Annotated in this window: 22 protein-coding genes; 7 read left to right on the top strand and 15 right to left on the bottom strand. The window is 31.6% G+C overall.

Annotated elements, in window-relative coordinates; genetic code table 11:
* Nucleotides 1-419: 419 nt before the first annotated feature.
* Nucleotides 420-668: a hypothetical protein gene (locus tag ACKTTR_RS08955; RefSeq protein ID WP_408027516.1), complete on the top strand. Its 249-nt coding sequence runs from the start codon at nucleotides 420-422 to the stop codon at nucleotides 666-668.
* A gap of 76 nt (nucleotides 669-744) precedes the next feature.
* Here ACKTTR_RS08955 and fumC read toward each other — a convergent pair whose 3' ends face one another.
* A complete protein-coding gene (fumC, locus tag ACKTTR_RS08950) occupies nucleotides 745-2145 on the bottom strand; it encodes a class II fumarate hydratase (RefSeq protein ID WP_408027515.1) in 1401 nt (466 codons plus the stop codon).
* A 145-nt stretch (nucleotides 2146-2290) separates the two neighbouring features.
* On the opposite strand from fumC, the gene ACKTTR_RS08945 reads away from it, so the two are divergent.
* Complete coding sequence (locus ACKTTR_RS08945; RefSeq protein WP_164505156.1) at nucleotides 2291-2467, top strand: hypothetical protein; 177 nt, start codon at nucleotides 2291-2293, stop codon at nucleotides 2465-2467.
* A 162-nt stretch (nucleotides 2468-2629) separates the two neighbouring features.
* On the opposite strand, the gene ACKTTR_RS08940 is transcribed toward ACKTTR_RS08945, so the two are convergent.
* The 3 genes from ACKTTR_RS08940 to ACKTTR_RS08930 all read right to left on the bottom strand — a co-directional run bounded on the left by ACKTTR_RS08940 (nucleotide 2630) and on the right by ACKTTR_RS08930 (nucleotide 8880).
* Nucleotides 2630-5068 carry a TonB-dependent receptor domain-containing protein gene (locus tag ACKTTR_RS08940; protein ID WP_408027514.1) on the bottom strand — a complete coding sequence of 813 codons (2439 nt, stop codon included), beginning with the start codon at nucleotides 5066-5068 and terminating at the stop codon, nucleotides 2630-2632.
* A gap of 126 nt (nucleotides 5069-5194) precedes the next feature.
* Nucleotides 5195-7066, bottom strand: coding sequence for a membrane protein insertase YidC (yidC, locus tag ACKTTR_RS08935; protein WP_408027513.1), 1872 nt, complete (start codon nucleotides 7064-7066; stop codon nucleotides 5195-5197).
* A gap of 194 nt (nucleotides 7067-7260) precedes the next feature.
* Complete coding sequence (locus tag ACKTTR_RS08930; RefSeq protein ID WP_408027512.1) at nucleotides 7261-8880, bottom strand: CTP synthase; 1620 nt, start codon at nucleotides 8878-8880, stop codon at nucleotides 7261-7263.
* 229 nt (nucleotides 8881-9109) lie between these two features.
* Between ACKTTR_RS08930 and rpmH the strand changes: the two genes are divergently transcribed.
* Together rpmH and carB are read left to right on the top strand one after the other, a co-directional pair.
* The gene (rpmH, locus tag ACKTTR_RS08925) at nucleotides 9110-9271 is read left to right on the top strand and encodes a 50S ribosomal protein L34 (protein ID WP_028891113.1); all 162 of its coding nucleotides are present in this window, start codon (nucleotides 9110-9112) and stop codon (nucleotides 9269-9271) included.
* Nucleotides 9272-9374: 103 nt separating this feature from the next.
* Complete coding sequence (gene carB, locus ACKTTR_RS08920; protein ID WP_408027511.1) at nucleotides 9375-12227, top strand: carbamoyl-phosphate synthase large subunit; 2853 nt, start codon at nucleotides 9375-9377, stop codon at nucleotides 12225-12227.
* 60 nt (nucleotides 12228-12287) lie between these two features.
* Here carB and ACKTTR_RS08915 read toward each other — a convergent pair whose 3' ends face one another.
* The 3 genes from ACKTTR_RS08915 to ACKTTR_RS08905 are packed head-to-tail and all read right to left on the bottom strand — an operon-like array spanning nucleotide 12288 to nucleotide 13907.
* Nucleotides 12288-12980, bottom strand: a complete 693-nt coding sequence (locus ACKTTR_RS08915; RefSeq protein ID WP_408027510.1) for a cyclase family protein — start codon at nucleotides 12978-12980, stop codon at nucleotides 12288-12290.
* A gap of 2 nt (nucleotides 12981-12982) precedes the next feature.
* On the bottom strand, nucleotides 12983-13531 hold the full coding sequence (locus ACKTTR_RS08910) for an acyl-CoA thioesterase (protein WP_408027509.1): 549 nt from the start codon (nucleotides 13529-13531) through the stop codon (nucleotides 12983-12985).
* The gene (locus ACKTTR_RS08905; protein WP_047789000.1) at nucleotides 13521-13907 is read right to left on the bottom strand and encodes a hypothetical protein; all 387 of its coding nucleotides are present in this window, start codon (nucleotides 13905-13907) and stop codon (nucleotides 13521-13523) included. Before ACKTTR_RS08905 ends, ACKTTR_RS08910 begins: the two co-directional genes overlap by 11 nt.
* Nucleotides 13908-14011: 104 nt before the next feature.
* Between ACKTTR_RS08905 and ACKTTR_RS08900 the strand changes: the two genes are divergently transcribed.
* On the top strand, nucleotides 14012-15187 hold the full coding sequence (locus tag ACKTTR_RS08900; protein ID WP_408027508.1) for a GlmU family protein: 1176 nt from the start codon (nucleotides 14012-14014) through the stop codon (nucleotides 15185-15187).
* Between the two features lie 40 nt (nucleotides 15188-15227).
* On the opposite strand, the gene ACKTTR_RS08895 is transcribed toward ACKTTR_RS08900, so the two are convergent.
* The 6 genes from ACKTTR_RS08895 to ACKTTR_RS08870 form a co-directional block, all read right to left on the bottom strand.
* Nucleotides 15228-17561 (bottom strand): TonB-dependent receptor plug domain-containing protein, encoded by a 2334-nt coding sequence (locus ACKTTR_RS08895; RefSeq protein ID WP_408027507.1) that lies wholly within the window; start codon nucleotides 17559-17561, stop codon nucleotides 15228-15230.
* Between the two features lie 35 nt (nucleotides 17562-17596).
* Nucleotides 17597-18517, bottom strand: a complete 921-nt coding sequence (locus ACKTTR_RS08890) for a FecR family protein (RefSeq protein WP_408027506.1) — start codon at nucleotides 18515-18517, stop codon at nucleotides 17597-17599.
* A gap of 73 nt (nucleotides 18518-18590) precedes the next feature.
* Nucleotides 18591-19109: an RNA polymerase sigma factor gene (locus ACKTTR_RS08885; protein WP_408027505.1), complete on the bottom strand. Its 519-nt coding sequence runs from the start codon at nucleotides 19107-19109 to the stop codon at nucleotides 18591-18593.
* A 62-nt stretch (nucleotides 19110-19171) separates the two neighbouring features.
* A complete protein-coding gene (locus tag ACKTTR_RS08880; protein ID WP_408027504.1) occupies nucleotides 19172-20920 on the bottom strand; it encodes a M14 family metallopeptidase in 1749 nt (582 codons plus the stop codon).
* Nucleotides 20921-20942: 22 nt separating this feature from the next.
* The gene (coaD, locus tag ACKTTR_RS08875) at nucleotides 20943-21395 is read right to left on the bottom strand and encodes a pantetheine-phosphate adenylyltransferase (RefSeq protein WP_408027503.1); all 453 of its coding nucleotides are present in this window, start codon (nucleotides 21393-21395) and stop codon (nucleotides 20943-20945) included.
* Entirely contained in the window at nucleotides 21395-22378 is a 984-nt protein-coding gene (locus ACKTTR_RS08870; RefSeq protein ID WP_408027502.1) for a D-alanine--D-alanine ligase, read from the bottom strand. Before ACKTTR_RS08870 ends, coaD begins: the two co-directional genes overlap by 1 nt.
* A gap of 154 nt (nucleotides 22379-22532) precedes the next feature.
* Between ACKTTR_RS08870 and ACKTTR_RS08865 the strand changes: the two genes are divergently transcribed.
* On the top strand, nucleotides 22533-23114 hold the full coding sequence (locus tag ACKTTR_RS08865; protein WP_408027501.1) for a PASTA domain-containing protein: 582 nt from the start codon (nucleotides 22533-22535) through the stop codon (nucleotides 23112-23114).
* Between the two features lie 17 nt (nucleotides 23115-23131).
* Entirely contained in the window at nucleotides 23132-24166 is a 1035-nt protein-coding gene (locus tag ACKTTR_RS08860) for an RluA family pseudouridine synthase (RefSeq protein WP_408027500.1), read from the top strand.
* 66 nt (nucleotides 24167-24232) lie between these two features.
* Here the strand turns inward: ACKTTR_RS08860 and ACKTTR_RS08855 are convergent, their stop codons facing one another.
* Entirely contained in the window at nucleotides 24233-25519 is a 1287-nt protein-coding gene (locus ACKTTR_RS08855) for an APC family permease (protein WP_408027499.1), read from the bottom strand.
* Between the two features lie 94 nt (nucleotides 25520-25613).
* Complete coding sequence (map, locus tag ACKTTR_RS08850) at nucleotides 25614-26378, bottom strand: type I methionyl aminopeptidase (protein ID WP_408027498.1); 765 nt, start codon at nucleotides 26376-26378, stop codon at nucleotides 25614-25616.
* Between the last annotated feature and the right edge of the window lie 64 nt (nucleotides 26379-26442).

Raw genomic sequence — 26442 nt, 5'->3', positions numbered from 1 at the left:
TGGTTAGTTTAAGTTTGACATTATATACCTTTAAAAATAAGGAATATAAGTTAGACTTGGTTTTAAGAAATTCTTAAGCGTTTGTTTTTCGAGTATTAGTTGTTGGTATTTAGATTTAAGAGGATACTCATAAAAACTCGCTATCGTCAGAAATGATAGTAGTTAAAGGCTTTGTGTATAACCATAGAATAGAAGTTTTTCTATAGAATTAACGTATATCTTTTTGTATTGCTATTTGTTATTTGTACCTTCAAACTTTGAAAAAGCAAAAGTAATCCTTACTACATTCCTTTTATTTTTTTGATTGAATAGAGAATACACTGCGTATATACGTAATGGTGTATTACCTTAACTTATGTGTTTGTAACACGAATGCTAATTGTAAAAAAAGAAACTATTAAAAATTTAAATAAATAATTATGACAAAGACAGAAAAAAATAAGAAAGGAGTAATTGGTATTACCAAACAAGCAAGTTTAATAGATAAGAATATTGGTTCGTATAAAGAGCATTTTATAAATGAACATTTTGGATACACCGTAAAGTTATCTAACGGTGCAATTCATATACCAAGAAAAACTGCTGAAGATTATGAAGTTCAAAAAGGAATTGTTACTCCTGAAAGAATAAAAAAAATAGCTAAAACATATACATATCAAGAGATATAATTTATTTTAAAAGTTCGTTAAATAAAAAACCACAACATTTTGTTGTGGTTTTTTTATCTCTATAAGTAAGTTTATATTATTTTAAACTTCCTGTCATGTCTTCTGGTTTTACCCATTCGTCATATTGTTCTGGAGTAACATATCCTAAACGTACCGCTTCTTCTTTTAAAGTGGTTCCGTTTGCATGTGCTGTATTGGCAATTTCAGCAGCTTTGTAATATCCAATTTTAGTATTTAATGCTGTAACCAACATCAAAGAGTTATTTAATAACTCAGTAATTCTTGTTTGGTTTGGTTCTATACCAGCAGCACAATTTACATCAAACGATACACAAGCATCTCCAATTAATTGAGCTGATTGTAATACGTTAGCAGCCATCATAGGTTTGAAAACGTTTAATTCGTAGTGTCCTTGTGTACCACCTACAGTTACCGCAACATCGTTACCCATTACTTGTGCACAAACCATAGTCATAGCTTCTGCTTGTGTTGGGTTTACTTTTCCTGGCATGATAGAAGATCCTGGTTCGTTAGCAGGAATGATGATTTCTCCAATTCCAGAACGCGGTCCTGATGCCATTAAACGAATATCGTTTGCTATTTTATTTAATGAAACAGCTAATTGTTTTAAAGCTCCGTGTGTTTCCACTAAAGCGTCGTGTGCAGCTAATGCTTCAAATTTATTTTCAGCAGTTACAAATGGTAACCCAGTAAATTCAGCAATGTATTTAGCTACTAACACATCGTAACCAGCAGGAGTGTTTAATCCAGTACCTACGGCAGTTCCTCCTAAAGCTAATTGTGCTAAATGTGCTAAAGTATTCTTTAAGGCTTTTAATCCGAAGTTTAATTGAGCTACATATCCAGAAAACTCTTGACCTAAGGTTAGGGGAGTAGCATCCATTAAGTGTGTACGCCCAATTTTAACTACATCTTTAAAAGCTTCTGCTTTTGCTTGTAAGGTATCGCGTAATTGTTCTACTCCAGGAATAGTTACTTCTACAACTTTTTTGTAAGCTGCAATGTGCATACCAGTAGGGAAGGTATCGTTAGATGATTGCGATTTGTTTACATCGTCGTTTGGTTGGATAGTTTTTTCTCCTTCACCAATTACATTTCCTGCAATTTCGTGAGCACGGTTAGCTATAACCTCATTTACATTCATGTTCGACTGCGTACCAGAACCTGTTTGCCAGATTACTAACGGGAATTGGTCGTCGTGCTTTCCAGCTAAAATTTCATCACATACTTGTGCAATTAAGTCACGTTTTTCAGTTGCTAATACACCTAACTCAGCGTTAGTGAAAGCTGCTGCTTTTTTTAAGTACGCAAATCCGTATACTACTTCTAATGGCATAGAGGCAGCAGGACCAATTTTAAAGTTGTTACGAGAACGCTCGGTTTGTGCTCCCCAATATTTATCAGCAGGAACTTCTACTTGTCCCATCGTATCTTTTTCGATTCTGTATTTTGTCATTTTAAATGATTTAAAAGGCTATAAATTATTGATGTTCAAAATTACAAATTCTAATAGTTTTTAATAGTGATTTTTATCAGATTTTATTGGAGGAAAAGAAAAATAGTTATAATTTTGTGGCATAACAATTATTAATAAGAAACAAATGTTAGATTTTTCAGAATTCTCAGGATTGGTATTATTCATGTTTATTTTTACAGCTGGATTTTGGCTGTTAATTTTCTTATTAACATTTGTAGTTCCTTACTGGATTGGTGGAACTATCTGGGAAAACATGAAGTTAAAAAGAGAAGCTAAGAAAGCTGCTGAGGAAGGTAAGTAGGCTTTTTATATAATATATTTTAATAACCACGCTAATGGCGTGGTTTTTTCATGGCTTTGTCTTAGCATTTGGGAACACTTTAACCTGATTTAATTCTTAGTGCAAATAAAAAAGAGAACTATAATAGTTCTCTTTTTTATTATGTATTATGATGTTTAAGAATTAAAATCCTTCACCACCTCCGTCAAAGTCACCATTACGACCTGAGCGTTCACGCTTTTTCTTTTGATTAAATCTATAAGTAAAGCTTAATGTAATTTGGCGCTCTCTCCACTGAAATTCTTGATAAGACATTACTCTAGCTGTATTCGTATAGCTTTTTCTTTTACGCTCGTTAAATAGGTCACTAACGTTTAACACTAATGAAGCTTTGTCTTTAAATAAATCTTTACTAAATGCTAAATTGGTAACAAAAATACCTTCTCTACTACCTTGCGCATCATCTTGCGGTCCTCGGTACATAATACGTGTTTGCCATTCAATTTTTGCGGGTAAAGTAATTCTTGAGTTAAAGCGAGCAAACCAACTACTACTATTTACTTCAGGTAAAAATTCAGTTTCTGTTACAAGATTACCATTAATAGGGTTAGTATATGAATAAGTGTAGTCAAAAGCATCTGTTCTAAACTTAAAATAGTTAAAGGTTGCTGATAAACGAGCCCACTTTGCAGGGTTATAGTTTGTTGTTAATTCAAAACCGTAACGATCTTCATCATTTAAGTTTAAGAACTGACGTACAAAAACATTTCCTTTATCTCTTGTTTCAATTCTAGAAACAGGTCTTATTAAATCAGTTGAAAATTGGTAGTATAATGAAGAGTTTAAGGTTACTTTACTAACTCTTGTAGTATACCCTAAGTCGAAAGAACTAGTATATGTCGGATTTAAATCTGGATTTCCTTTAAATACGTAGGTGTCAGAACTACGAGTTTCGAATGGGTTTAAAAACCAGTGACGTGGTCTTCGTAATCTACGAGCGTACCCTAAAGTTAGATTGTCTGTTTCACTGAATTCATATCCTAAATTAACGGTAGGGAACCATTCAGTATAGTTTTTATCAGAAAATTCACCAGTATTTAATACTGTTAAATCAACATCAGTATATTCTGCACGTAATCCTAAAAGGTATGAGAATTTATCTATTTTACTACCATATTGGGCGTAATAAGCGTAGATATATTGTTTAAAATCTATAGCATTGGAAGGATCGAAATCAAAAGGTTGCCCATTTTCATCACGAACTCTAAAATCAGAAGTCAAATCTTGTAAATCTGCTTTATGACCTAATTCTAATTGACTTTTCTCTCCTAAAGGAAGTACATAGTCTATTTGTAATAATCTGTTTTTAGATTTAGTAACTTGACTATTTTGTTCAGCTAAAATATTGTTATTAGTAATATTAGCAAGTTCATCTTCTTCATTTTCGCTATACTGTAAGTCAATGATTAATTTTTGTCCCTTGTCATCAATATTGTTGGTGTAGTTTAATGAATATTGAGTGTCTATATCATCTTCATTTTCAGTTTCTACCCTCTTTAAACTTCTGATTGGGTCGTTAGCAGGAGAAAAAACATCTGTATTGTTTGTAGCAATATCTTTACCGTCATTATTTCTATAAAAAATTGTCCCAGTAAGAGAGCTTTTATCGTTTAAGTAATATTCTAAACCAAAAGAACCATTAAAACTTTTGTTTTTTCGGTCATATTCTCTTTTTTCAATACTTAAACTATCAATAACACCGTCGGTTAAGTATGTAAAGTCACTAAAAGCATTTCCTGGTCCTTTTCTGTAAGAGTACCCAAGATTAGAAAAAATATTGAGTTTTTTTGTGCGGTAGTTTAAATTACTGCCTACTCTATATAAATCAGGGTTACCAACTGAAAAATTAAGAGAACCATTAAAACCTCTTACTTTTCCTTTTCTAAGAATAATATTTAAAATACCAGCTGTCCCTTCAGCATCGTAACGAGCAGAAGGAGAAGTGATAACTTCTACTTTTTCTATAGCATCAGCAGGTAAGTTACGTAAAGCATCTGTACCACTTAAGCCTACTAGAGCAGAAGGTTTTCCATCAATTAAAATACGTACGTTATCATTACCGCGTAAGCTTACAGCTCCTTCAGCATCTACATTTACTGATGGTACGTTATCTAAAACATCAGAGGCGTTACCTCCTTTTACTGTCATGTCTTTCCCAACGTTATATATCTTTTTATCCAAGCGTATTTCAACAGTAGACTTCTCTGCAATAACTTCAACTTCTTCCAACGTTTCAGTATCTTCAGACAGCAAAATGGTTCCTAAACTTTTATTTTTAGTTAAATCATGATTTCCTAAACTTTTAGTTTTAAAACCTATAAATTCAATTTTTATGTCATATGTACCAGATGAAGCATCTATAGAGAAGCTTCCGTTAGCATCTGTAACTCCTCCAATAATTTGTTGTGTGCTAGTATTTGTAAGTACTAAAGTAGCATATTCTAAAGGTTGTTTAGAGCTTGTTTCTAAAACCTTACCAGTAAGGGTAACTTTAGATGCATTACGCTGGGCAACAGCTGTAAAACTAATTAGTAAAATAATAAGTAGTGTAATTTTCTTCATTATGTTGATTTATAAAGCCTATTTGACCGCAAATTTCCCCAAAGGTTTAATGGGGTTTAGTTAAAAGAATGTTAAATAAAAAAGGATGCTTTTTAGCATCCTTTTTATTAAAAATATATTGAAAAATTATTTCTTTTTAGTGCGTTGTTGTGCAGCTTGTTGTTCTTGAGCTTGTTTCATGGCAGCATCTAAACGCTCACGGAATTTACTCTTTTTAACAGGCTTCTTTTTGTTTTCTTCAATCTTAGCATGAATCTTCGCTTCATCAATAACATAGTTCTTAATAACAAACATAATTATGATGGTTAGTAAGTTTGAGATAAAGTAGTATAAACTTAATCCACTAGCATAGTTGTTAAAGAAGAATAACATCATAATAGGAGAGAAGTAAATCATCCATTTCATCATCTTACTCATGTCAGGCATTCCTTCTTGAGTAGGAGCTTGCATGTTAGCTTGCTGGCTTTGATTCATTTTCATATAGAAGAAAATGGCTACAGAAGCTAAAATTGGGAATAAACTTACGTGGTCTCCATAGAAAGGAATTTTAAATGGTAATTTAAAAATAGTATCATAAGATGATAAGTCATTTGCCCATAAGAAACTCTTTTGACGGAAATCAATGTTGGTAGGGAAAAACTTAAATAGCGCAAAGAATACAGGCATTTGCATTAATGCGGGTATACAACCAGACATCATACTTACTCCAGCTTTTCGCTGTACTGCCATAATTTCTTGCTGACGCTTCATAGCATTTTCTTTACCAGGATACTTTTTATTGATTTCTTCCATCTCTGGACGAATCACTTTCATTTTAGCACTTGATAAGTACGATTTGTATAATACTGGAGACATGATTATACGTACTACAATTGTCATTAAAATGATAATTAATCCGAAGTTACCAATAAAACCTTTTAACATGTTAAATACAGGGTAGAATATGGTACGGTTTAAGAAACCAAAAATTCCCCAACCTAAATCAGCGATTTCGTCTAAACTAGTTCCTTCGTAAGATTTTAATAAATTATAATCTGTAGGTCCGTAAAACCATTGCATGTTATAGTTTAACTCTCCATTTGTTAAAGCTAACGGAGTTTTTAATCCGTAAGTTTTAGTGTATACACTATCTTTATCTTCACCTGCAAAGTCAACAGATTTCAAAGTAGCATTACTAAATGGTGTATCAGATGTTAAAATAGAAGAAAAGAAGTGTTGTTTATAAGCAACCCAGTCAATATCACTAACAACTTCATCATCGTTCATTTGTAAGTAATCTACTTCATCATCGGCTTTATAATAATAGTAAGAGTACATGTTTTCGGTTTTCAAACTCTTTTCGTGTCTAAAACCTTTTAAACTCCAATCTAAATTTATTTCTTGAGAACTATTAATAGTATTACTCAATCCTTGTGAACGAACGGCAAAACCTACACGGTAATCACCTTTTTTCATTTCGTAGCGGTATTCTAAAAACTTAGCTTCAGAAACTTTTAACTTCAAAGAAAGTATTTGTGTACCTCCATTTTTGGTTAGGGTAGGAGTAAATAATAAATCTTTAGTATTTAAAATTCGATTATCAGTAGTTCCAAAATTAATATTGAAAGAAGCATTATTGTCTTTTACTAAGTATAGTGGTAATGAATCGTAAGTTTTGTAGTTTTTAACCAAGGCCTCGATAATCTGTCCACCTTTATTGTCGATAGTTAACTTTACAAGATCATTTTCAAGTGTAGTATTTCCTTCTTGGCTTTTTGAAGCTCCGTATGCAAAGGCACCAAATTTATTTTGTAAAGCAATTTGTTGTAATGAGTCGTTTACTACTAAATTATCGGTTAAATTGTTTTGAGTGTTGGTTGTAGCATCTGTAGTTTGCTCTGTTTGGGTAGTAGCTTCAGGAGTTTCTTCTGGCTTCTGTGTGTTCATCCACCAAAGCATAATTCCTCCTAATAAAAGCATTCCTATAAAGGAATTTAAATCAAATTTTTTTTGTTCCATTGATATATGTTAAAATGTCAACTTGTCATTTAAAGTTTTTCTTAAAAGCTGAAAAACCCGACAAAGGTAGTAAAACCCTATAGTTTTTTTGAGGTTTTACGGTGAATAATTTTGTTGGTGATTGTAGTTCAAACAGTGTTCCAATTTTTATAAACAATAAAAAATCCTGTAAATTCAATTACAGGATTTTTAATTTATTTCTTTGATTGTTTTAAAGCTGCTTTAATAAAGCTTACAAACAATGGGTGCGGATTTAATACTGTACTTTTATATTCAGGATGATATTGAACTCCAACAAACCATGGGTGAGAGTCGATCTCAACAATCTCGACTAATCCTGTTTTAGGGTTAACACCTGCTGTTTTCATACCAGCATTTTCTAACTGCTCTTTGTAGTCGTTATTGTATTCGTATCTGTGACGGTGACGTTCACTAATTAATTCTTCTTTATACGCTTGAAAAACTTTAGAATCGTGAGTTAATTGACAATCCCAAGCACCTAAACGCATCGTTCCACCTTTTTCAGTAACATCTTTTTGCTCTTCCATTAAGTTAATTACAGGATGCGCTACATCAGGATTCATTTCAGTAGAGTTAGCTTCTTTAAGACCTAACACATTTCTAGCAAATTCAATTACCGCCATTTGCATTCCTAAACAAATACCTAAGAAAGGTATATTGTTTTCGCGTACATATTGTACTGCCGCGATTTTTCCTTCAATACCTCTATCACCAAACCCAGGAGCAACTAATACACCGTTTAACCCTTCTAGTTGTTTAGCAGCATTCTCTGGAGTTAGTTCTTCAGAGTGAATCCAACGAACATTAACCTTTGTTTTATTGGTAGCCGCAGCTCCTGCATGGATAAAAGCTTCAGTAATTGATTTATATGAATCGTGTAACTCGACATATTTTCCTACTAAACCAATTTCAACAGAAGAAGTAGGGTTTTTATGACGTTCTAAAAACTTGTTCCATGTTTTTAGATTAGGTTGTTTACGTGTAGATAAATTTAATTTATCTAATACTACGTAATCTAGTCCCTCTTTAAACATTAAGTTAGGAACATCGTAAATAGTTTCAGCATCTAATGACTGAATTACATTTTGCTTTTTAACATTACAAAATAAGGCTAATTTACGTTTAATGTCATCAGAGATTTCATATTCTGAACGACATACTAAGATATCAGGACTTACACCACTTTGCATTAATGTTTTTACAGAGTGTTGTGTAGGTTTGGTTTTCAATTCACCAGCGGCTGCTAAGTAAGGGACTAAAGTTAGGTGTATAACAATTGCGTTATCTTCTCCTAAATCCCATTGTAATTGACGAACAGCTTCTATATATGGTAATGACTCAATATCACCAACGGTTCCTCCAATTTCAGTTATAACGATATCGTAATCGCCTGTATTCCCTAAAATTTGGATTCTGTTCTTAATTTCATCAGTAATATGAGGAATAACTTGAACTGTTTTTCCTAAAAACTCTCCTTTACGCTCTTTGTTAATTACCGATTGATATATTCTACCAGTGGTAACATTGTTAGCTTGTGAAGTAGGAATGTTTAAATAACGTTCGTAATGTCCTAAATCTAAGTCGGTTTCAGCCCCATCATCAGTTACATAACATTCTCCATGTTCGTATGGGTTTAATGTTCCTGGATCTATATTAATATATGGATCTAACTTTTGAATGGTTACTGAGTATCCTCTTTCTTGTAATAATTTGGCTAAAGAAGCGGCTATAATTCCCTTCCCTAGTGATGAAGTTACGCCTCCGGTTACAAAAACGTATTTTGTGTTGTTCATGGTACTGTTAGGTTTGCGCAAAAGTAAGAAGTCTGACAATTACAACAAATAAAAAAGAGAAAAAACGTACAGAAAAATTACGTATGTTTGCCAAACAGACTTTTTTTTAAAAAAAATAAAATAAGGGTTTGTCAGACTGAAAAACTGTTGTATATTTGCCCACGCTTTTAGCAGACGGAATTTCACAAAAGCAAAACATTTTTAAAGAAGATATTTAAGATATACTGTAATGAGTAAAAGAACGTACCAACCATCGAAGAGAAAAAGAAGAAACAAACACGGTTTCCGCGAAAGAATGGCTTCTGCTAATGGACGTAAAGTATTAGCTAGAAGAAGAGCAAAAGGAAGAAAAAAGTTGTCTGTTTCATCTGAATCTAGACCAAAGAAATAATGATTAACTATTGTTAATATTTTAAAGGCGTTACTATTAAGTATCGCCTTTTTTTATAACCAAACAATTTTTATTTTTACATCACAACACAACACAGACTAAAATGCCTAAAAGACAAGACCTTAAATCGATTTTAATTATTGGATCAGGACCAATTGTTATTGGTCAAGCATGTGAATTTGATTATTCAGGATCTCAAGCGTTAAGATCTTTGAGAGAAGATGGAATAGAAACCATCTTAATTAATTCGAATCCTGCAACAATTATGACAGACCCTTCGATGGCTGATCATGTATATTTGTTGCCGCTTAATACGAAGTCTATTGTTCAAATCTTAAAAGAGCACCCACAAATTGATGCTGTTTTACCTACTATGGGAGGGCAAACCGCATTAAACCTTTGTATTGAAGCTGACGAAAAAGGGATTTGGGAAGACTTTGATGTTGAAATTATAGGAGTAGATATTGATGCTATTAATATTACAGAAGATAGAGATAAGTTTCGTTTATTAATGGAAAAAATTGACGTGCCAATGGCACCTCAAGCTACTGCAACATCATTTTTAAAAGGAAAAGAGATAGCACAAGAATTCGGATTCCCATTATGTATTAGAGCTTCTTTTACTTTAGGAGGAGCAGGAGCATCTATTGTATATGATGAAAAAGAGTTTGAAGAATCATTATCTAGAGGATTAGAAATTTCTCCAATCCACGAAGTAATGATTGATAAAGCAATGATGGGATGGAAAGAATACGAGTTAGAATTATTACGTGATGATAATGATAACGTTGTAATTATCTGTTCTATTGAAAATATGGATCCAATGGGAATCCATACAGGAGACTCTATAACAGTAGCTCCAGCCATGACGTTATCGGACAAAACGTTCCAGAAAATGCGTGACATGGCAATCAAAATGATGCGTTCTATAGGAGAGTTTGCAGGAGGATGTAACGTACAGTTTGCCGTTTCTCCAGATGAAAAGGAAGATATTATTGCAATTGAGATTAATCCACGTGTATCTCGTTCATCAGCATTAGCATCGAAAGCAACTGGGTATCCAATTGCTAAAATCGCTGCTAAATTAGCTGTAGGATATACTTTAGATGAGTTAGATAACCAAATTACCAAGTCTACTTCAGCTTTATTTGAGCCAACTCTAGATTATGTAATCGTAAAAATACCTCGTTGGAACTTTGATAAGTTTGAGGGTTCTGATAGAACATTAGGTTTACAAATGAAAGCGGTTGGTGAAGTAATGGGAATTGGACGTTCTTTCCAAGAAGCTTTACACAAAGCAACACAATCGTTAGAAATTAAACGTAACGGAATTGGAGCTGACGGTAAAGGATATAAAGACTATAACCAGATTATTGATAAGTTAAAGTATGCTTCTTGGGATAGAGTTTTTGCTATTTATGATGCAATTCAAATGGGAATCCCGTTAAGTAAAATTCATGCAATCACCAAGATTGATATGTGGTACTTACGCCAATATGAAGAGTTACACGAGTTAGAGAAAGAAATTTCTACATATACTATTGATACACTTGATAGAGAATTATTGTTAGAAGCTAAGCAAAAAGGATATGGTGATCGTCAAATCGCTCACATGTTAGGTTGCTTAGAGAGTGAAGTGTATAAAAAACGAGAGGAATTAAAAATAAAACGTATTTATAAGTTAGTAGATACTTGTGCAGCCGAGTTTAAAGCACAAACTCCTTATTACTATTCTACCTTTGAAAGTGAGATAGAAACTGCTGATGGCGAAGTTTCTGTATCAAATGAAAGTGTAGTTTCTGATAAGAAAAAAGTAATAGTTTTAGGTTCTGGGCCAAACCGAATTGGACAAGGGATTGAGTTTGATTACTGTTGTGTTCACGGTGTATATGCGGCGAAGGAGTGTGGTTACGAAACTATTATGATTAACTGTAACCCTGAAACAGTTTCTACTGATTTTGATACGGCTGATAAATTATACTTTGAGCCTGTTTTTTGGGAGCATATCTACGATATCATTAAGCATGAAAAACCAGAAGGTGTTATTGTTCAGTTAGGAGGACAAACAGCTTTAAAATTAGCTGAAAAGTTAGAACGTTATGGAATTCCAATTTTAGGAACAAGTTATAAAGCGTTAGATTTAGCTGAAGATAGAGGAAGTTTTTCTAGCTTACTAAAAGAAAATAATATTCCTTATCCTGAATTTGGAGTTGCTGAAAATGCAGAAGAGGCTTTAGCTTTAGCTGATGAATTGGATTTTCCAATTTTAGTACGTCCATCTTACGTATTAGGAGGACAAGGAATGAAGATTGTAATCAATAAAGAGGAGTTATTAGAACATGTAGTAGATTTATTACGTAAAATACCTAATAACAAATTGTTACTAGATCATTATTTAGAAGGAGCTATTGAAGCAGAAGCTGATGCTATTTGTGATGGAGAGAACGTGTATATCATCGGAATTATGGAGCATATTGAGCCTTGCGGAATCCACTCAGGAGATTCAAATGCTACATTACCAGCGTTCAATTTAGGAGAATTAGTATTGGAGCAAATTAGAGAATACACTAAAACAATTGCTTTAGCACTTGATACAGTTGGATTAATTAACATTCAGTTTGCGATTAAAGATGATAAAGTGTATATCATTGAAGCGAATCCACGAGCGTCTCGTACAGTTCCATTTATAGCAAAAGCTTATAAAGAACCATATGTAAACTATGCTACAAAAGTGATGTTAGGAGACAAAAAAGTAACTGACTTTGATTTCAATCCACAGTTAGAAGGTTTTGCAATTAAGCAACCTGTATTTTCATTTAACAAGTTCCCTAATGTGAATAAGAACTTAGGACCTGAGATGAAATCAACAGGAGAAAGCATTTTGTTTATAGATTCACTTAGAGATGATGCTTTTTATGACTTATACGCAAGACGTAAAATGTACTTGAGTAAATAAATCTTTTTAAAGAATAGAAAATAGACTAAAAAATCCGAAGTAAATTTACTTCGGATTTTTTTATTCAAAAATAGCAACCGCTCTTACTGGCGATCCTGTTCCTCCTCTAATTTTTAAGGGCAGAGCTATAAAACGAAATCTGCCTTTACCTAATAATTTGTCAAGGTTTATCATGTTTTCATAATGTGTAAAACCCATTTCACCACAAATATGATGTACTTTCTTATTAGATACTTTAGGAATTCCTGGAGACATAGTTTCTACTCCAAAAGCAGCAATTTTTTGTTCACCTAACCAAGTAGCACACTCAGCAGTAATACCAGGACCTTTTCCCCAGTTTTCAGTATTAAAATGCTTTGCATAATGGTTAGTACAAAGAAGCACAGTATCACCTTCTTTAATGCTAAGTTTTTCTTTATCTAATTGCTCTCTAATTTCTTCTGAAGTAATTAACTCTTGTAAGTTTTTATGAGAAAAATTTAAGCAAATACCTTCGGTATAAAACATGCTCAGAGGCATAGTGTCTATAGATTTTCCTTCATGTTTAGCCGCCATATGATTTAAAGCATCAACATGAGTTCCTGTATGCTCACCCATTTCTAGTTTATATACAGCAGGAGTTTTTGTTGTCGGGTTTTCAATTCCATCCCATTCTTCATGGGTGTTATGTACAGACATTTTAACTTGGGGAAGGCTTTTATAAACAGGCATTCCGTCAAAAATATCTTGACTTAAATCTATAATTTCAGGCATGGTTATAACTCAATCTTCACGTTATAATTTTTAAGCTCTTCAATGTAGTTTTGAGCAGTAAAATTATCATTGTCAAACTTCTCTTGTCTATTTTTTTTCATTTTAATTCTATGGATAGCTTCTAAAAAACGGCGCATTTCATTATCATCATTAATAATAATTCCTGGAACTTTGGCATTGTCACCGTCATCTTTTTTTGCTACCATAGTAAAATAAGAAGAATTACAGTGTTTGGTTTTTCCTGTTTGTATATTTTGTGCTTCTACTCTTATACCAACTACCATTGAAGTTTTACCGACATAATTAATAGATGCTTTCATGGTAACTAATTCACCTACTTCAATAGGGTTTATGAAGTTAACAGTATCTACCGAGGCTGTTACGCAATAAGTACCTGAATGTTTAGAGGCACAAGCAAATGCAATTTGATCCATTAATTTTAAAATGTAACCTCCGTGAATTTTGCCACTAAAATTAGCATGAGAAGGGAGCATTAACTCAGAAATGGTAATGCGAGTATCTTCTATATTTCTATATATATTATTGTTCATTGTCTTTTCTTATTCCTCTAAAATGAGGTGATTGTTCTTCTTCAACGTGAGTTATAAAATACTTTGTGTCACCTAACCAAAAGAAAGTTCCAAAACGTTCTTTGTAAGTAACTTTTACATAACGACCTTGATATTCTTGAAGTTTTTTTATAACTTCCTTTTGATTGTCCTCTACAGAAAAGGCAAAAATTTGAGCTCCAGAAATACCTTGGCTAATTTCACCTTCCCAAGTTTTCACTACCACACCTTTATAGCTAATTTTTATAAGTTCACCCGAGCGAACACCTTCACTATAAGGAACAAAATAAATAAAAGCATAATATAGAGCCGCTATAAGAGCAATACCAATTAAAATTAATCCTAAAATTTTTTTCATAGTATAATATTGAAGAATGTATAATAACAAAAGTAAGGTTTATATTTTGACTTGTAAAATGAATTGAAAGTAGTAAGTTTGTGTTGCTTCAAAAAATGATTAACATGAACTATATTTTATTTGATGGTGATGTACGTACAGCCTTATTACCATTTACATATACACGACCAGTAGCTGATATTAGAGTAGGTATTTTAACTATTAGAGAAAAGTGGGAAAAATACTTAGGCTTAACAACAACTACCGTGACAGAGGAGTATTTAGAAGAGAAATATCCTATGGTTGAAATGGAAGAAAATGTATTGTTAAATGCTTCTTTCTTACCAACCAAACCTTTGGTTGAAATGGTTAAAAATCTGCAAACCAATCAAGCTATTTTTAAAGATGAAGATGTTATTGCTTTTTATACGACAGATACTCAGGAAGAAGTAGATTTTTCCTCTTATGAGCACATAGAGTTTGAAGATGATATTATTCAAATAAAAAATACATGGGATATTTTTTCATTAAATGATAAAGCAATTAGAGCTGATTTTGACTTAATAACTGAGGGTAGAAAATCGGAACCAATTCCAGAAACTGTTAATTGTGTTAATAGAAATGATATTTTTGTTGAAAAGGGAGCTAAACTAACTTTTGCTACATTAAATGCTTCAACAGGACCAATTTATATTGGTGAAAAAGCTGAAATAATGGAAGGTGTAGTTGTACGTGGTGCTTTAGCTATGTGTGAGAACTCAGTATTAAAATTAGGGGCTAAAATTTATGGAGCAACTACCTTAGGACCTTATTGTAAAGTAGGAGGAGAGGTGAACAACTCAGTATTATTTGGATATTCAAATAAAGGACACGACGGGTTTTTAGGAAATTCAGTGCTAGGTGAATGGTGTAATATTGGAGCTGATAGTAATAACTCTAATCTTAAAAATAATTATGCAGAAGTAAAGTTATGGAATTATGAAACTGGACGCTTCGCTAAAACAGGATTACAGTTTTGCGGATTGATGATGGGAGATCACTCAAAATGTGGAATTAATACTATGTTTAATACAGGTACAGTTGTAGGAGTTTCTGCTAACATTTTTGGAAGTGGATTCCCAAGAAATTTTGTTCCTTCATATAGTTGGGGAGGAGCTTCAGGATTTACTGAATATAAAACTAATAAAGTTTTTGAAGTTGCAGATGTGGTAATGAAAAGACGAGGTATTGAGTTTGATGAAAGAGAAAAACAAATTTTAGAGCATGTTTTTGAAGAAACAAAACAATACAGAAACTATTAAACTAAAAAAAGGGCTTTACATTTTGTAAAGTCTTTTTTAGTTAAAAATTAACTCTAAAAACAAAGTTAGGGGTAATTCCTAAAGATATTTTGTTTACTTCTTTTAATTTATACTCAATCTGATTATCAGAGTTCCTAATAGGAATAGCATTATAGGTTCTACTTAAAATATTTTTTTTGTTAAAAATGTTCAGTAAAGAGAAACCTAACTTACCTTTCCATCTTTCAGAAAAATTAAAAGAGTAGGTCATAGAGGCATCAAATCGACTGTAATTAGGAAGTCTAAGAGCATTAATGTTATCTGAATCTAAGTTTATATAAGGAGCTCCATTGTCATCAGTGTAAAATTCTTTAACTGCAGTATAAGGATTACCAGTTCTATATATCCAACCAAGAGAAAACTCGTAGTTATTTAACTTATAAGCATGAGACCAAGAAAAGTAGTTTGTTATATCATGATTTGCAGGAAAAAATTTGTTTTCTAAATCTAAAAACTTAAATCTGTTTTTAGTGTACGAATAATTAACCCAAGTCCTGTAGTTATTGAACTTTTTGTTAATCAGCATATCTATTCCAAATACTTTTCCTTTACCATTAGAAAAATCATCAGTTTGATCGTTGTAACCACTTGTTTGTGATGTCATTCCACTAACCTTTTTATAATAAGGTTCAATATCTATTTTCCAGTTATCTTTATTAAAAAGTATTCCAGTAGAAACTTGTAAACTTTTTTGAAGAGGAATATCGTCATTATTTACTTGAGCCCAAATTTGATTTTCTAAATCAAAACCTAAACTAGAGGTTTGAAACTCTATAATTTGACTTAATGTTTGGTGTTTTTGCTCAAAAGAAGCTTTGATACTTAAATTTGAAGCAAGCTTTTTTTCAAAATATAAACGAGGCTCTAAAACAAGTTTGTCAATTTTAGAAAAATAATTAAATCGTACTCCAGAGTTTATATTCCAGTTGTCATTATCGTATAAATATTCAGCAAAAATAGAATGTGAGTTGTTTGTTCCTTCGTCTTCTTGTACAGATAAATATCGATTTTCACCTTCTAAATCAGCAGAATATTTTAATTTATAAGCTGCTTTAGTTGATGTAAAGTCATAACCCCAAAATAAATCTGTTCTATCATTAAAAGAATAATTCATGTTATATGAAATACCGAAGTCAGTTAAAGAATTACTTTTGGTAGATAGCAAGATAAGATAATCATCTATATAGTTATAATTACCCATATAATCCAAGTGAAAATTTGAAAAATAACTTTTTATACTATGCGTCTTTTTTTCAGATGATTGTTTTTTCCAATTTATGCTTAAACCAGTATTATCAATATCTAACTTATCATTGTATTTGTCTTTATATATTGGAATAGTAAAGTCGTTAAACATTTGATTTTTGGTATGCAAGAAGCTTAGAGTTAAAGATTCATTTTCATTAGGTTTGTATATAAATTTTGTGGTATAGTCTGAAAACTTAAATTTATTATTTCTATCAAACTTAATATTCTTATCTATAATTTGATTCTCTTGATTATCATCAAATGTTTGAAAAACGCGCATAGATAATTTATCAAAAGTAAATGTCTTTAAAACATCAGAAAAAGATCTTCTAGCCGAAAAAGAAATAGCTGTTTTCTCTGAAAAAGGAATTGAAATAAGCGCATCAGCATGGGTCATATTCAAACCAAAATTCCCAGTGATTTTTTCAGGTATTTTTTCTGTTGTTTTAATATCAATTACACCAGAAACCCTGTTTCCATATCTAGCTCCCGTACCACTTTTAGATAGGGTAATTTCTTTGGTAGTATATGGATTAAAAGCTGAAATCATTCCGAAGAAATGTCCTGAATAATACATTTTGATCCCATCCCATAAAACTAAGTTTTGGTTAGGTGTTCCACCTCTTATATAGATACCAGCAGCTGTTTCATTAGGACTTTGAACACCTGGAATAATTTTTAAACTTTCTAATACATCTGGTTCTGTTAAACCTGGTAAAACACCTAATTGACTTGGAAGAATAGAAATAGTTCCGTTCCTTTTTTTATTTATACCAGAAGTTATATAGTTAGTAACAAGAACTTCTTTTAAAAGATTGTATTCGTTAGGTTTGAAGTTTGAGTTTTTGGTTATGTAATAATAACGTTCATTAATTTGGTTAAAAACCAGAGGAGTTTGACGTTCAATTTCTCCAATAAGGTATACTAGCTCACATTTTTTCTTTTTGAAAGAAAAGTTTTTTCCATTAATTATTTCTGTATTAAAAGAGAATTTTACCCCATAATGGGTTTCTGTTTCTTTTAATACATCCAATAAAGGCGCATCAATAAAAGAAATGTCTACCTTTTCCTGAGAAAAAATAGACATCGCTAAGCATATAAAAAGTATACTTAAGTTTATCTTCATTTACTATATGTCAATACAACTGAACTATTTTCTGCTAATTTATAAGAAATTTTCATAGGAGCAAAAACAGTTTGTAATGCTATATTAACATCTTCATGTGTAAAAGTACCTGTAAAACGTTGAGAGGTATCTATTCTTGAAGCATCAAATTTTAATTTGAATTGATTTTCTAAAGCTTTTATAACTTGATCTAAAGGAGTATTATTAAATGAACTTTCACCTTTAACCCAAGAAGGAACGCTATCTACAAACTCCCATTTTTCACTAGAGTTACTGTAGTTTCTGTAAGCTTTTCCTTTAGTTAAAATAATTTCTTCTTTACTTTTTGAAGTAACTTTTACTTTACCTTCATAACATTGAACTTCAAAATAATTTTCTGAAGTATTGACAGTAAACTTGGTACCTAACACAGTTACATTACCTTGGTTAGATTTTACAGTAAAAGATTTTCCTTTTTCTACTTCGAAATAAGCTTTCCCTTTTAAAGATAACTCTCTTTTATTTTCCCAGTTTTGTTTTTTGTATGTTATTTCAGATTTAGGAGATAAATGAGCTTTAGAATTGTCAGGTAAAGTAATCGTTATTTGCTCTCCATAACTTGTAGAGAAGTCAACGGTATTGTTGTTAAAATATAAAAAACTAATTAATAAAGCTATAGAGGCAACAGCACCGTACACCCAAGTAGGAACTAATTTTACTACTTTTTTGTTAGTTTTTATTGACCCTAAGTTTGTTTTTATTTTACTAAAAGCCTCTTCTTTATTATAAGAAGGTGTTTTTAGTAACTGCGAAGCTTCATCAATAGCTTTAAATTGATGATAAACTTCTGTTTGTTGAAACTCTTTCAACTCTTCTGCAGATAGCTCATTGGCTATCCATCTGGCTAAAAAGGTTTCATCTTTATAATTTATTTTCATTTTCTGTTGTTCGTGCTATTTGTATTAAAAACAGGTAAAAGACCAATTACCCTACTACAAATATTATTTTTTATTAGACTTTACCTATTTGCTCTTTTAGTGTAAGCAGAGCTTTACTCATTCTCTTTTCTACTGCTTTCACAGAAACTCCAACTATATCTGCGATTTCATTATACTTTTTCTTATCTATTCGACTAAGTAAAAAAACTTCTCGCTGTTTTTCTGGCAAATCAGCAATTGCTTTTTTAAGTTTTACATGAAATTCTTCTTCTTCTAAAAGGAACTGAGGCGTTTCATTAGTATTACCAGAGGAAACATTTTGTTTTTGGTGTTCCAAAACAACCTTTTTGTGTGCTACATCATTTAAAAAATGATTGTTTGCTACTGTATAGAGGTAAGATTTGGCTTTATCAAAAAAAACTTTAGCACAATTACTCCATAATTTTATATACGCTTCTTGTACGATATCCTCAGCTTGCTGAGTATCACCGCACTTATAGTATATGTAATTTCTTAATGTTTGTGAATGTTGATTAAAAATTTCTTCAAAATTTTTCTGATCACAAACAGACTTTAAGGGTTCTTTATTCATTTAGATTAAATTCTTAACCGGTAACAAATGTATGAAAATGTAATTAAGAGGTTAAAAAATTATTAATATAACTTATAAACAGGTAATTTTTTGTGTGCTTTTTCGTAATGAAGAGTTTTTTTGTAAATCCAGTATAATTGTGCTTGTGGATTTTTAGCAAAATCTTCTTCTACTTTTAATTTCTCCAAAAATTCTTGTTTTATTGGAAGGTTGTTGTCTAAGAAATCTTCGGCAATATCTTCAAAAACATAAGAAGAATATCCTTCTTTTTGTTGTAAAATAGTATCAAAGAAATTCCAGTTAAAAAAAGAATCAGGAGCTTCGGCTTCTAAAGTTTCTATAATATAACGTATTCCTGTTTGATTTGTCGGAATATAAATATCTCCTTTAGAAAATTTGACTTGTTGATTTTTTGTTCTGAATACTTCTGTATTAAAATGTAGATAATGACCTTCATAAGCCATTTTTTGAGTATCAAACTCTTTGATGTGTTGAACTTCAACAGTTAATATAGTGTCTTTCTTAAAATGAGTAAATTCAATTTTGTTATTTTGTAATCGTTCTACAACATTATGCCAACCTTGTTGTAAAATATAAGCTTTTGGGATTATAATTTCTTTGGTAGAAACAAAGTTATTGTAATAAGAAACTTTTTTGTCGTAAGGTTCTGATCTGTCATAAAATAAACGTTTCCCATTGGTAACTTTACTGTCTATAAATGTGCCATCATACCCCTTAAATTCTAATATTGAAGGATTGTCGGAGTCAACTTTAAAAGCGACAGAGTATGTTTTTTTATTAATAATTTCTTCTAAAGCATTTTTTCGTAAATCTTTAATTTTACTACTGTTTTCTTCGGAAAAGTCTAAAGTAGAAAACAATAACTCATACGTTTGTTCTACCCTAATTTTATAAGGTTTTAACATATGGGTTTCAACCATTAGCCCTAAGGTATTGAAGAGGGTAGTGTACCCTGTAGAATACCTGGGAGAATCAAAAAACTGCGACCATCCATCTTCAGGAGTAGTTCCCCAAACGTTAACATACGGGGTTATAATGATGTCTTTTTGAGCTAAAGATTGTTCTATTTCTGGGCGCATTTTTGTTTCAATAAACTCACCTAGATTACCTCCCAATTTATTGTGTTGTGTAAATAGATGTGTAATTGCGTACTGATAGTCTGCTCCATTACTTACGTGATTATCTATAAAGACATCTGGATTTACAGTGTGAAAAATCTTGGCAAATGCAGCAGCATTTTTAGTGTCTTGTTTAATGAAATCACGATTTAAATCATAGTTACGAGCATTTCCTCTAAAACCGTATTCTTTTGGACCATTTTGGTTGGCTCTCGTATGTGAATTTCTGTTTAGTGCACCACCAATATTATAGACAGGAATAATACAAATTAAAGAATTTTTGTATTTGTTTTTTAAAGAATCATTTTGAACTATACCCCTTAATAAAAGCATAGAAGCGTCTATTCCGTCAGATTCTCCTGGATGGATACCATTATTGATTAAAATTCTATTTTTTGAAGAATTCTTAAGCTCCTCGATATTAGTTTTTCCTTCTGTATTGAAAACAATTAAGTGTAATGGTTTTCCAATATCTGTACTACCTATTTCAAACAAAGAAATTTCAGAATAAACTTCAGCTAAATCTTTATAAAAAGAAATAACTTCATCATATTTAGGTGTTTCTGTACCATTTGAAGTTTCAAATAGTGTTGTAAAATCGACGGATTTTTTTGTAGGTTTTTGTTTACAAGCAACAGCTATTATAAGGAGTAGTAAAAATAGTTTTTTCAAAAGAATAGTGTTTTAAAAAAGTTTAAATTCTAACAGCATCTGGTACCAAACCTGTATAGTCTCCATCGTTTCTGATAACATCTCTTACAATAGATGAAGAAATATAACTTTTACCAGAAGAGGTTAGTAAAAACACAGTTTCAATTTCAGAAAGTTTTCTATTAGTATGTGCAATAGCTTTTTCAAACTCAAAATCGGCAGGATTACGTAAACCTCTTAAAATAAATTGAGCGTCTTGTTCTTTACAAAAGTTTACAGTAAGTCCACTATAAGTAAGTACTTTTATTTTTGACTCATGCTTAAAAGTTTCTTCGATAAAACGTTGACGTTCCTCTAGAGAAAACATATATTTTTTATCAGCATTTACACCAATTGCGATGATTAACTCATCAAAAAGTGTAACACCACGTTCAATAATATCTAAGTGTCCTAAAGTAATTGGATCAAAAGATCCTGGGAAAATTGCTCTCTTCATTATATTTTGTCATTTAAAGCCATTTCAATAGCATTTCCAAATAATTCAGTTAAAGAAATACCTGCATGATTAGCTTGCTGTGGTAAAATACTTGCTTCAGTTAATCCTGGAACAGTATTCATTTCTATAAAATGTGGCTCATCGTTAACCAAAATATACTCTGAACGAGAAAAACCACGCATGTTTAAAATTTCATATACACGTTTGGCTACTTCTTTAACTCTCTTTCTTTGAGAATCAGTTAAACGTGCAGGGGTGATTTCTTGTGACTCACCTTCATATTTAGCTTTGTAATCAAAGAAATCATTTTCAGAAACAATTTCGGTTATAGGTAATACTTTTGTTTCTCCTTTATATTGAATTACTCCAACAGAAACCTCAGTTCCGTCTAAAAAGCTTTCAATTAATATTTCAGTATCTTCTTCGTAAGCTTTTTCTATGGCAGGAATTAATTCCTCTTTAGTATATACTTTTGAAATACCAAAGCTAGAACCTGCACCGTTTGGTTTGACAAAGCAAGGAAGTCCTACTTTTTTAATAAAAGCGTCACAATCTATCTCATCACCTTTATTTAAATATATAGAAATAGCTGTTGCTATTCCGTATTGTTTTACTACACTTAAGGTATCACGTTTGTTAAAGGTTAAAGCCATTTGATAGAATGGGGCAGAAGTGTGTTTTAAGCCAATAAGATCGAAGTAAGCTAAGATAATACCGTTTTCGCCAGGTGTACCATGAATAGCATTAAAAACACAATCAAATGTAATTTTTTGACCTTTAATTTTAATTGAAAAATCTTCTTTACTTATTGGATATTCTTCTTCGTTGTCATCAACATGCACCCATTTATTTTCTAAAATATGAACTTTATACGCGTTATATTTTTCTGTATCAATATGTTTGTAAACTACATTACCACTTTTTAGAGAAATTCCTACTTCAGAGGAATAACCTCCCATAATAATAGCGATGTTTTTTTTCACTTCAAATGTATTTCAATTACTGTTTTTATCATTGTTTATCTAAAATCCAATCGTTGGATTATACAAACTTACCAAAAAAACTCGTTTAAGACTTGTTGAATTTAAAATAGTAATATTTTTACTGTAAATTTGTGCGATCTTACAAAAAAATGATATGAGTAATTTTACAGAAAGTTTTAAAGGTTTATTTCAGTTTATTAAAAGTAAATCTTTTTTAAAAAACGTAATTATAGCAGTTGTTTCAATACTTGTCTTTGTATTTGTTTTACAATGGTGGCTAGGGGTTACAACAAATCACAATCAAAAAATACAAGTGCCTAACTTACATAAAATGTCGTTGGCAGATGTTGAGCAAAAATTAAGTGAATTAAATTTAGATTTTGTGGTAATTGATAGTGCAAGTTATAATCCAGATTATCCTAAGAAGTCAATTATAGAACAAGATCCTGAAGCTGGTGATTTTGTAAAAGAAAAACGTAAAATATACTTAACTCTAAATCCGTCAAAGTATAGAGATGTAGAAGTACCTAATTTAGATGGACGTACAAGACGTCAAGCAACAACACACTTACGTTCTATAGGGTTTAAAGTAGGAACAAATGTTACTTGGGTTCATGATATAGGAAAAGATGTGGTTCGTGGATTGAAGCATAACGGACAAAAAATAGAACCAGGTACTAAGTTACCAAAACAAACAACCATCGATTTGATTTTAGGTGATGGTAATGGATACTAATTTTTATAAATTGATTGATGCAGGAAGATAATACTCCAGATCTAGAGAATGATGATTTATACGAACACCATAGGTTTGTAGCAACTGATGGTCAAGTACCTTTACGAGTAGATAAATTTTTAATGAACTTTATTGAAAATGCTACTCGAAATAAAATACAGCAGGCTGCTAAAGCAGGGAATGTTTTAGTAAATGATGTAGCAGTAAAGCCTAACTATAAGGTAAAACCAAAAGATGTAGTTAGAGTTGTATTAACATACCCTCCTCATGAAAACTTATTAGTAGCAGAAGATATTCCTATTGATATAGTGTATGAAGATGATGAAGTGATAGTGGTGAACAAACCAGCAGGTATGGTAGTACACCCAGGTCATGGGAATTATTCAGGCACGTTGGTAAACGGACTAATTCATCACATAGAAAATTTACCGAAAAACTCTAACGAGCGTCCAGGTTTAGTGCATCGTATAGATAAAGATACAAGTGGATTGTTGGTAGTTGCAAAAACAGAATATGCAATGGCACATTTGTCAAAGCAGTTTTTTGACCGTACTACAGAACGTTTGTATTACGCCTTAGTTTGGGGTAATATTGAAGAGGATGAAGGAACTATTGAAGGAAATATAGGTCGTAGCTTAAGAAACCGCTTACAAATGGATGTTTTCCCTGATGGAGAGCATGGTAAGCATGCTGTAACTCATTATAAAGTACTTGAAAGACTTACTTACGTAACTTTGGTACAATGTAAATTAGAAACGGGTAGAACACATCAAATTAGAGCTCACTTTAAACATATTGGTCATACCCTTTTTAACGATGAGCGTTATGGTGGAAATACTATTTTAAAGGGAACTACATTTACTAAGTACAAACAATTTGTAGATAATTGCTTTAAAGTGTTACCAAGACAAGCTTTACATGCAAAAACGTTAGGTTTTACACATCCAACTACAGGAGAATTTTTACAATTTGATTCTGAAGTACCAGAAGACATTACCGCTTGTATAGAAAAGTGGCGTACTTATTCTGAGCATTCAAAATTGGAAGAATAATAAGTTACCCAGAAGCTTTATAGAAAATAGTTTTATTCTATAAAGCCTCTGGAGATTTTATACAGATTAAAAACTTTTTTTGTTTTCATTCTTCTTATAAGACCACTCAATAATAAAACAGAGTGTGATAATACCTAAAGAAACAAATACACCTATAAGGTTAGATTCTATTTGTTGTTTTATAAGAATAACTAGGGCAATAGCACATAGAATACAACCTAACAAAGGAATTGTTTTATTAGAGTTTGTTTCTTTTGAAAGTTTAAACCCTACGTAATTTACAATTCCAAAAATAAGGATGAATCCAACACTACCAGCAGTAGATATACTTTCTAAATTTAATGTGTTAACTAATACTAGAGTTGCTATAGCTGTAATAAGTAACCCGATAGGTTGATTCCAAAACTTGGCTAGAAAATGGTGTGGTAATTCATCATCTTCAGCAATTTCATAATTTACTTTACTACCTCCGTATAATGAAGCATTAATAGCAGAAAATGTAGATATTAATGCAGCTATGGTTATGATGGTAAAACCTACCTGTCCTAACATAGGTTTAGCAGCTTCTGCTAGAACATAATCTTGTGCTTTTGCTATTTGATTAAAAGGAAGAGAGCCTACAGTTACCAGGGCAATTATGATATATAATACAATAACAAATACTACGGAATAATAATAAGCTTTTGAAATGTTTTTTTCAGGATTTAAAATATCAGGAGCAGCATTGGCAATTAATTCAAAACCTTCATAGGCAACAAAAATAACCATACCTCCAGCAAATAGTTGTATAGGATTTTCCCAGTTACTAATAGACAGTTGTGCTATATTAGGATTTCCTATTAGTCCATAGGCTCCAATAGCAATAAAACCAATAAGAATTATAAGTTTTATAACTACTGCATACGACTCAATTTTTCCTACTACAGCAATACTGTAATAGTTAATAGCTGTAGCTATAATAATAATTGTACTGGCATATATATGAAAGTTAATTGTTTTATTTTGTGTAATTTCCCATAAGTTAGGAGCATAAGAGCCAAAAGCAGAAGCATATAAAGAAAGCATTACAATATAACTTACCCATAAAAGATTGTTAATTGCTCCACTAAAAATAGTTCTACCAAAACCTTGATTAATAAATTTTACGGTTCCACCTCTATCTGGGTATTTCTTAGAAAGATGTACATAACTGTATGAGGTTAGTAAAGCTAGTATACCAGCAAGTAAAAAAGCAATTGGAGTTCCTCCTTTGGCAAGTAAAACAGCGAGACCCAAAACGGCAAAAATACCACCACCTACCATACCTCCAATTCCTATTGAAATGGCTTCTTTTAATCCTATTTTTTTAGACATATTTAGTGATTGTTAGTTAGTGTAACAGTGACTAAAGTAGTTATTTATTTTGAAAGCACTTTTTAAAAGTAAGAGCTATAGTGCAATGAGCTACTTAAACCCAGATTTCATTAGATTTTGTTAGAACAATAGGGGTTTTACCCGTTACTAATATTGTTTGTTCGTGTTGTGTTATATATCCTCCTTTATTTCCAACCAAAGTCCAGCCATCTTGTAATTCAACAGCTATAGTTGAGTTTGTAGAGATAAAAGTTTCAATAGCCACAGTGGTATTTTTTCTAAATCGTTCTCGGTTGGTTTTTACTCTGTAGTTTAAAATATTTTCTGGTTCTTCGTGCAAACTTCTTCCAACTCCATGTCCAGCTAAGTTTTTAATTACTTTAAATCCAGCTTTTTTAGCTTCAGTTTCTATTAAATATCCAATATCAGCTATTTTAACACCTCCTTTTATATTATTTATAGCTTTTTTTAAGATGTTTTTAGAAGCATCTACAAGAGGTTGATGATTGTAAATGTCTTTACCTAGTACAAATGAACCTCCATTATCTGACCAAAACCCATTTAACTCAGCAGAAACATCAATGTTAATTAAGTCTCCCTCTTTTAGAATTTTTTTATCAGAAGGAATTCCATGGGCAGCTTCTTCATTTACACTAATACAGGTATAACCAGGAAACCCATAAGTTACATAAGGAGCAGATTTAGCGCCGAAACTTTTTAAAATCTCACCACCATATTCGTCTAACTCTTTAGTAGACATTCCAACTTTAGCATATTCTCTCATTAGTTTTAGCGTTAATCCAACTACTTCACTAATTTTTTTCATTCCAATAAGCTCTGATTCTTTTGTTATTGACATTTTAATTTTTTTTAATTAAGACTTCTTTCCCTCTTAAGAAGTATAAGCAAGTTTTTATAGAGTA

This window comes from Tenacibaculum litoreum, from assembly GCF_964513915.1.
GTDB classification, from domain to species: Bacteria; Bacteroidota; Bacteroidia; order Flavobacteriales; family Flavobacteriaceae; genus Polaribacter; species Polaribacter litoreum.
Note: the sequence above shows the minus strand (reverse complement) of the source record. Positions and strands in the feature narration are given on the sequence as shown.

Excerpts from the sequence above, each read along its gene's own strand:
- ACKTTR_RS08885 (WP_408027505.1), bottom strand. The coding sequence starts at position 19,109 with ATGAATAAAGAACCCTTAAAGTCTGTTTGTGATCAGAAAAATTTTGAA.
- yidC (WP_408027513.1), bottom strand. The coding sequence starts at position 7,066 with ATGGAACAAAAAAAATTTGATTTAAATTCCTTTATAGGAATGCTTTTA.
- ACKTTR_RS08945 (WP_164505156.1), top strand. The coding sequence starts at position 2,291 with ATGTTAGATTTTTCAGAATTCTCAGGATTGGTATTATTCATGTTTATT.
- rpmH (WP_028891113.1), top strand. The coding sequence starts at position 9,110 with ATGAGTAAAAGAACGTACCAACCATCGAAGAGAAAAAGAAGAAACAAA.
- ACKTTR_RS08930 (WP_408027512.1), bottom strand. The coding sequence starts at position 8,880 with ATGAACAACACAAAATACGTTTTTGTAACCGGAGGCGTAACTTCATCA.
- ACKTTR_RS08890 (WP_408027506.1), bottom strand. The coding sequence starts at position 18,517 with ATGAAAATAAATTATAAAGATGAAACCTTTTTAGCCAGATGGATAGCC.
- carB (WP_408027511.1), top strand. The coding sequence starts at position 9,375 with ATGCCTAAAAGACAAGACCTTAAATCGATTTTAATTATTGGATCAGGA.
- ACKTTR_RS08910 (WP_408027509.1), bottom strand. The coding sequence starts at position 13,531 with ATGAACAATAATATATATAGAAATATAGAAGATACTCGCATTACCATT.
- ACKTTR_RS08905 (WP_047789000.1), bottom strand. The coding sequence starts at position 13,907 with ATGAAAAAAATTTTAGGATTAATTTTAATTGGTATTGCTCTTATAGCG.
- fumC (WP_408027515.1), bottom strand. The coding sequence starts at position 2,145 with ATGACAAAATACAGAATCGAAAAAGATACGATGGGACAAGTAGAAGTT.
- ACKTTR_RS08855 (WP_408027499.1), bottom strand. The coding sequence starts at position 25,519 with ATGTCTAAAAAAATAGGATTAAAAGAAGCCATTTCAATAGGAATTGGA.
- ACKTTR_RS08860 (WP_408027500.1), top strand. The coding sequence starts at position 23,132 with ATGCAGGAAGATAATACTCCAGATCTAGAGAATGATGATTTATACGAA.
- ACKTTR_RS08955 (WP_408027516.1), top strand. The coding sequence starts at position 420 with ATGACAAAGACAGAAAAAAATAAGAAAGGAGTAATTGGTATTACCAAA.
- ACKTTR_RS08865 (WP_408027501.1), top strand. The coding sequence starts at position 22,533 with ATGAGTAATTTTACAGAAAGTTTTAAAGGTTTATTTCAGTTTATTAAA.
- map (WP_408027498.1), bottom strand. The coding sequence starts at position 26,378 with ATGTCAATAACAAAAGAATCAGAGCTTATTGGAATGAAAAAAATTAGT.
- ACKTTR_RS08940 (WP_408027514.1), bottom strand. The coding sequence starts at position 5,068 with ATGAAGAAAATTACACTACTTATTATTTTACTAATTAGTTTTACAGCT.
- ACKTTR_RS08900 (WP_408027508.1), top strand. The coding sequence starts at position 14,012 with ATGAACTATATTTTATTTGATGGTGATGTACGTACAGCCTTATTACCA.
- ACKTTR_RS08915 (WP_408027510.1), bottom strand. The coding sequence starts at position 12,980 with ATGCCTGAAATTATAGATTTAAGTCAAGATATTTTTGACGGAATGCCT.
- coaD (WP_408027503.1), bottom strand. The coding sequence starts at position 21,395 with ATGAAGAGAGCAATTTTCCCAGGATCTTTTGATCCAATTACTTTAGGA.
- ACKTTR_RS08895 (WP_408027507.1), bottom strand. The coding sequence starts at position 17,561 with ATGTCTATTTTTTCTCAGGAAAAGGTAGACATTTCTTTTATTGATGCG.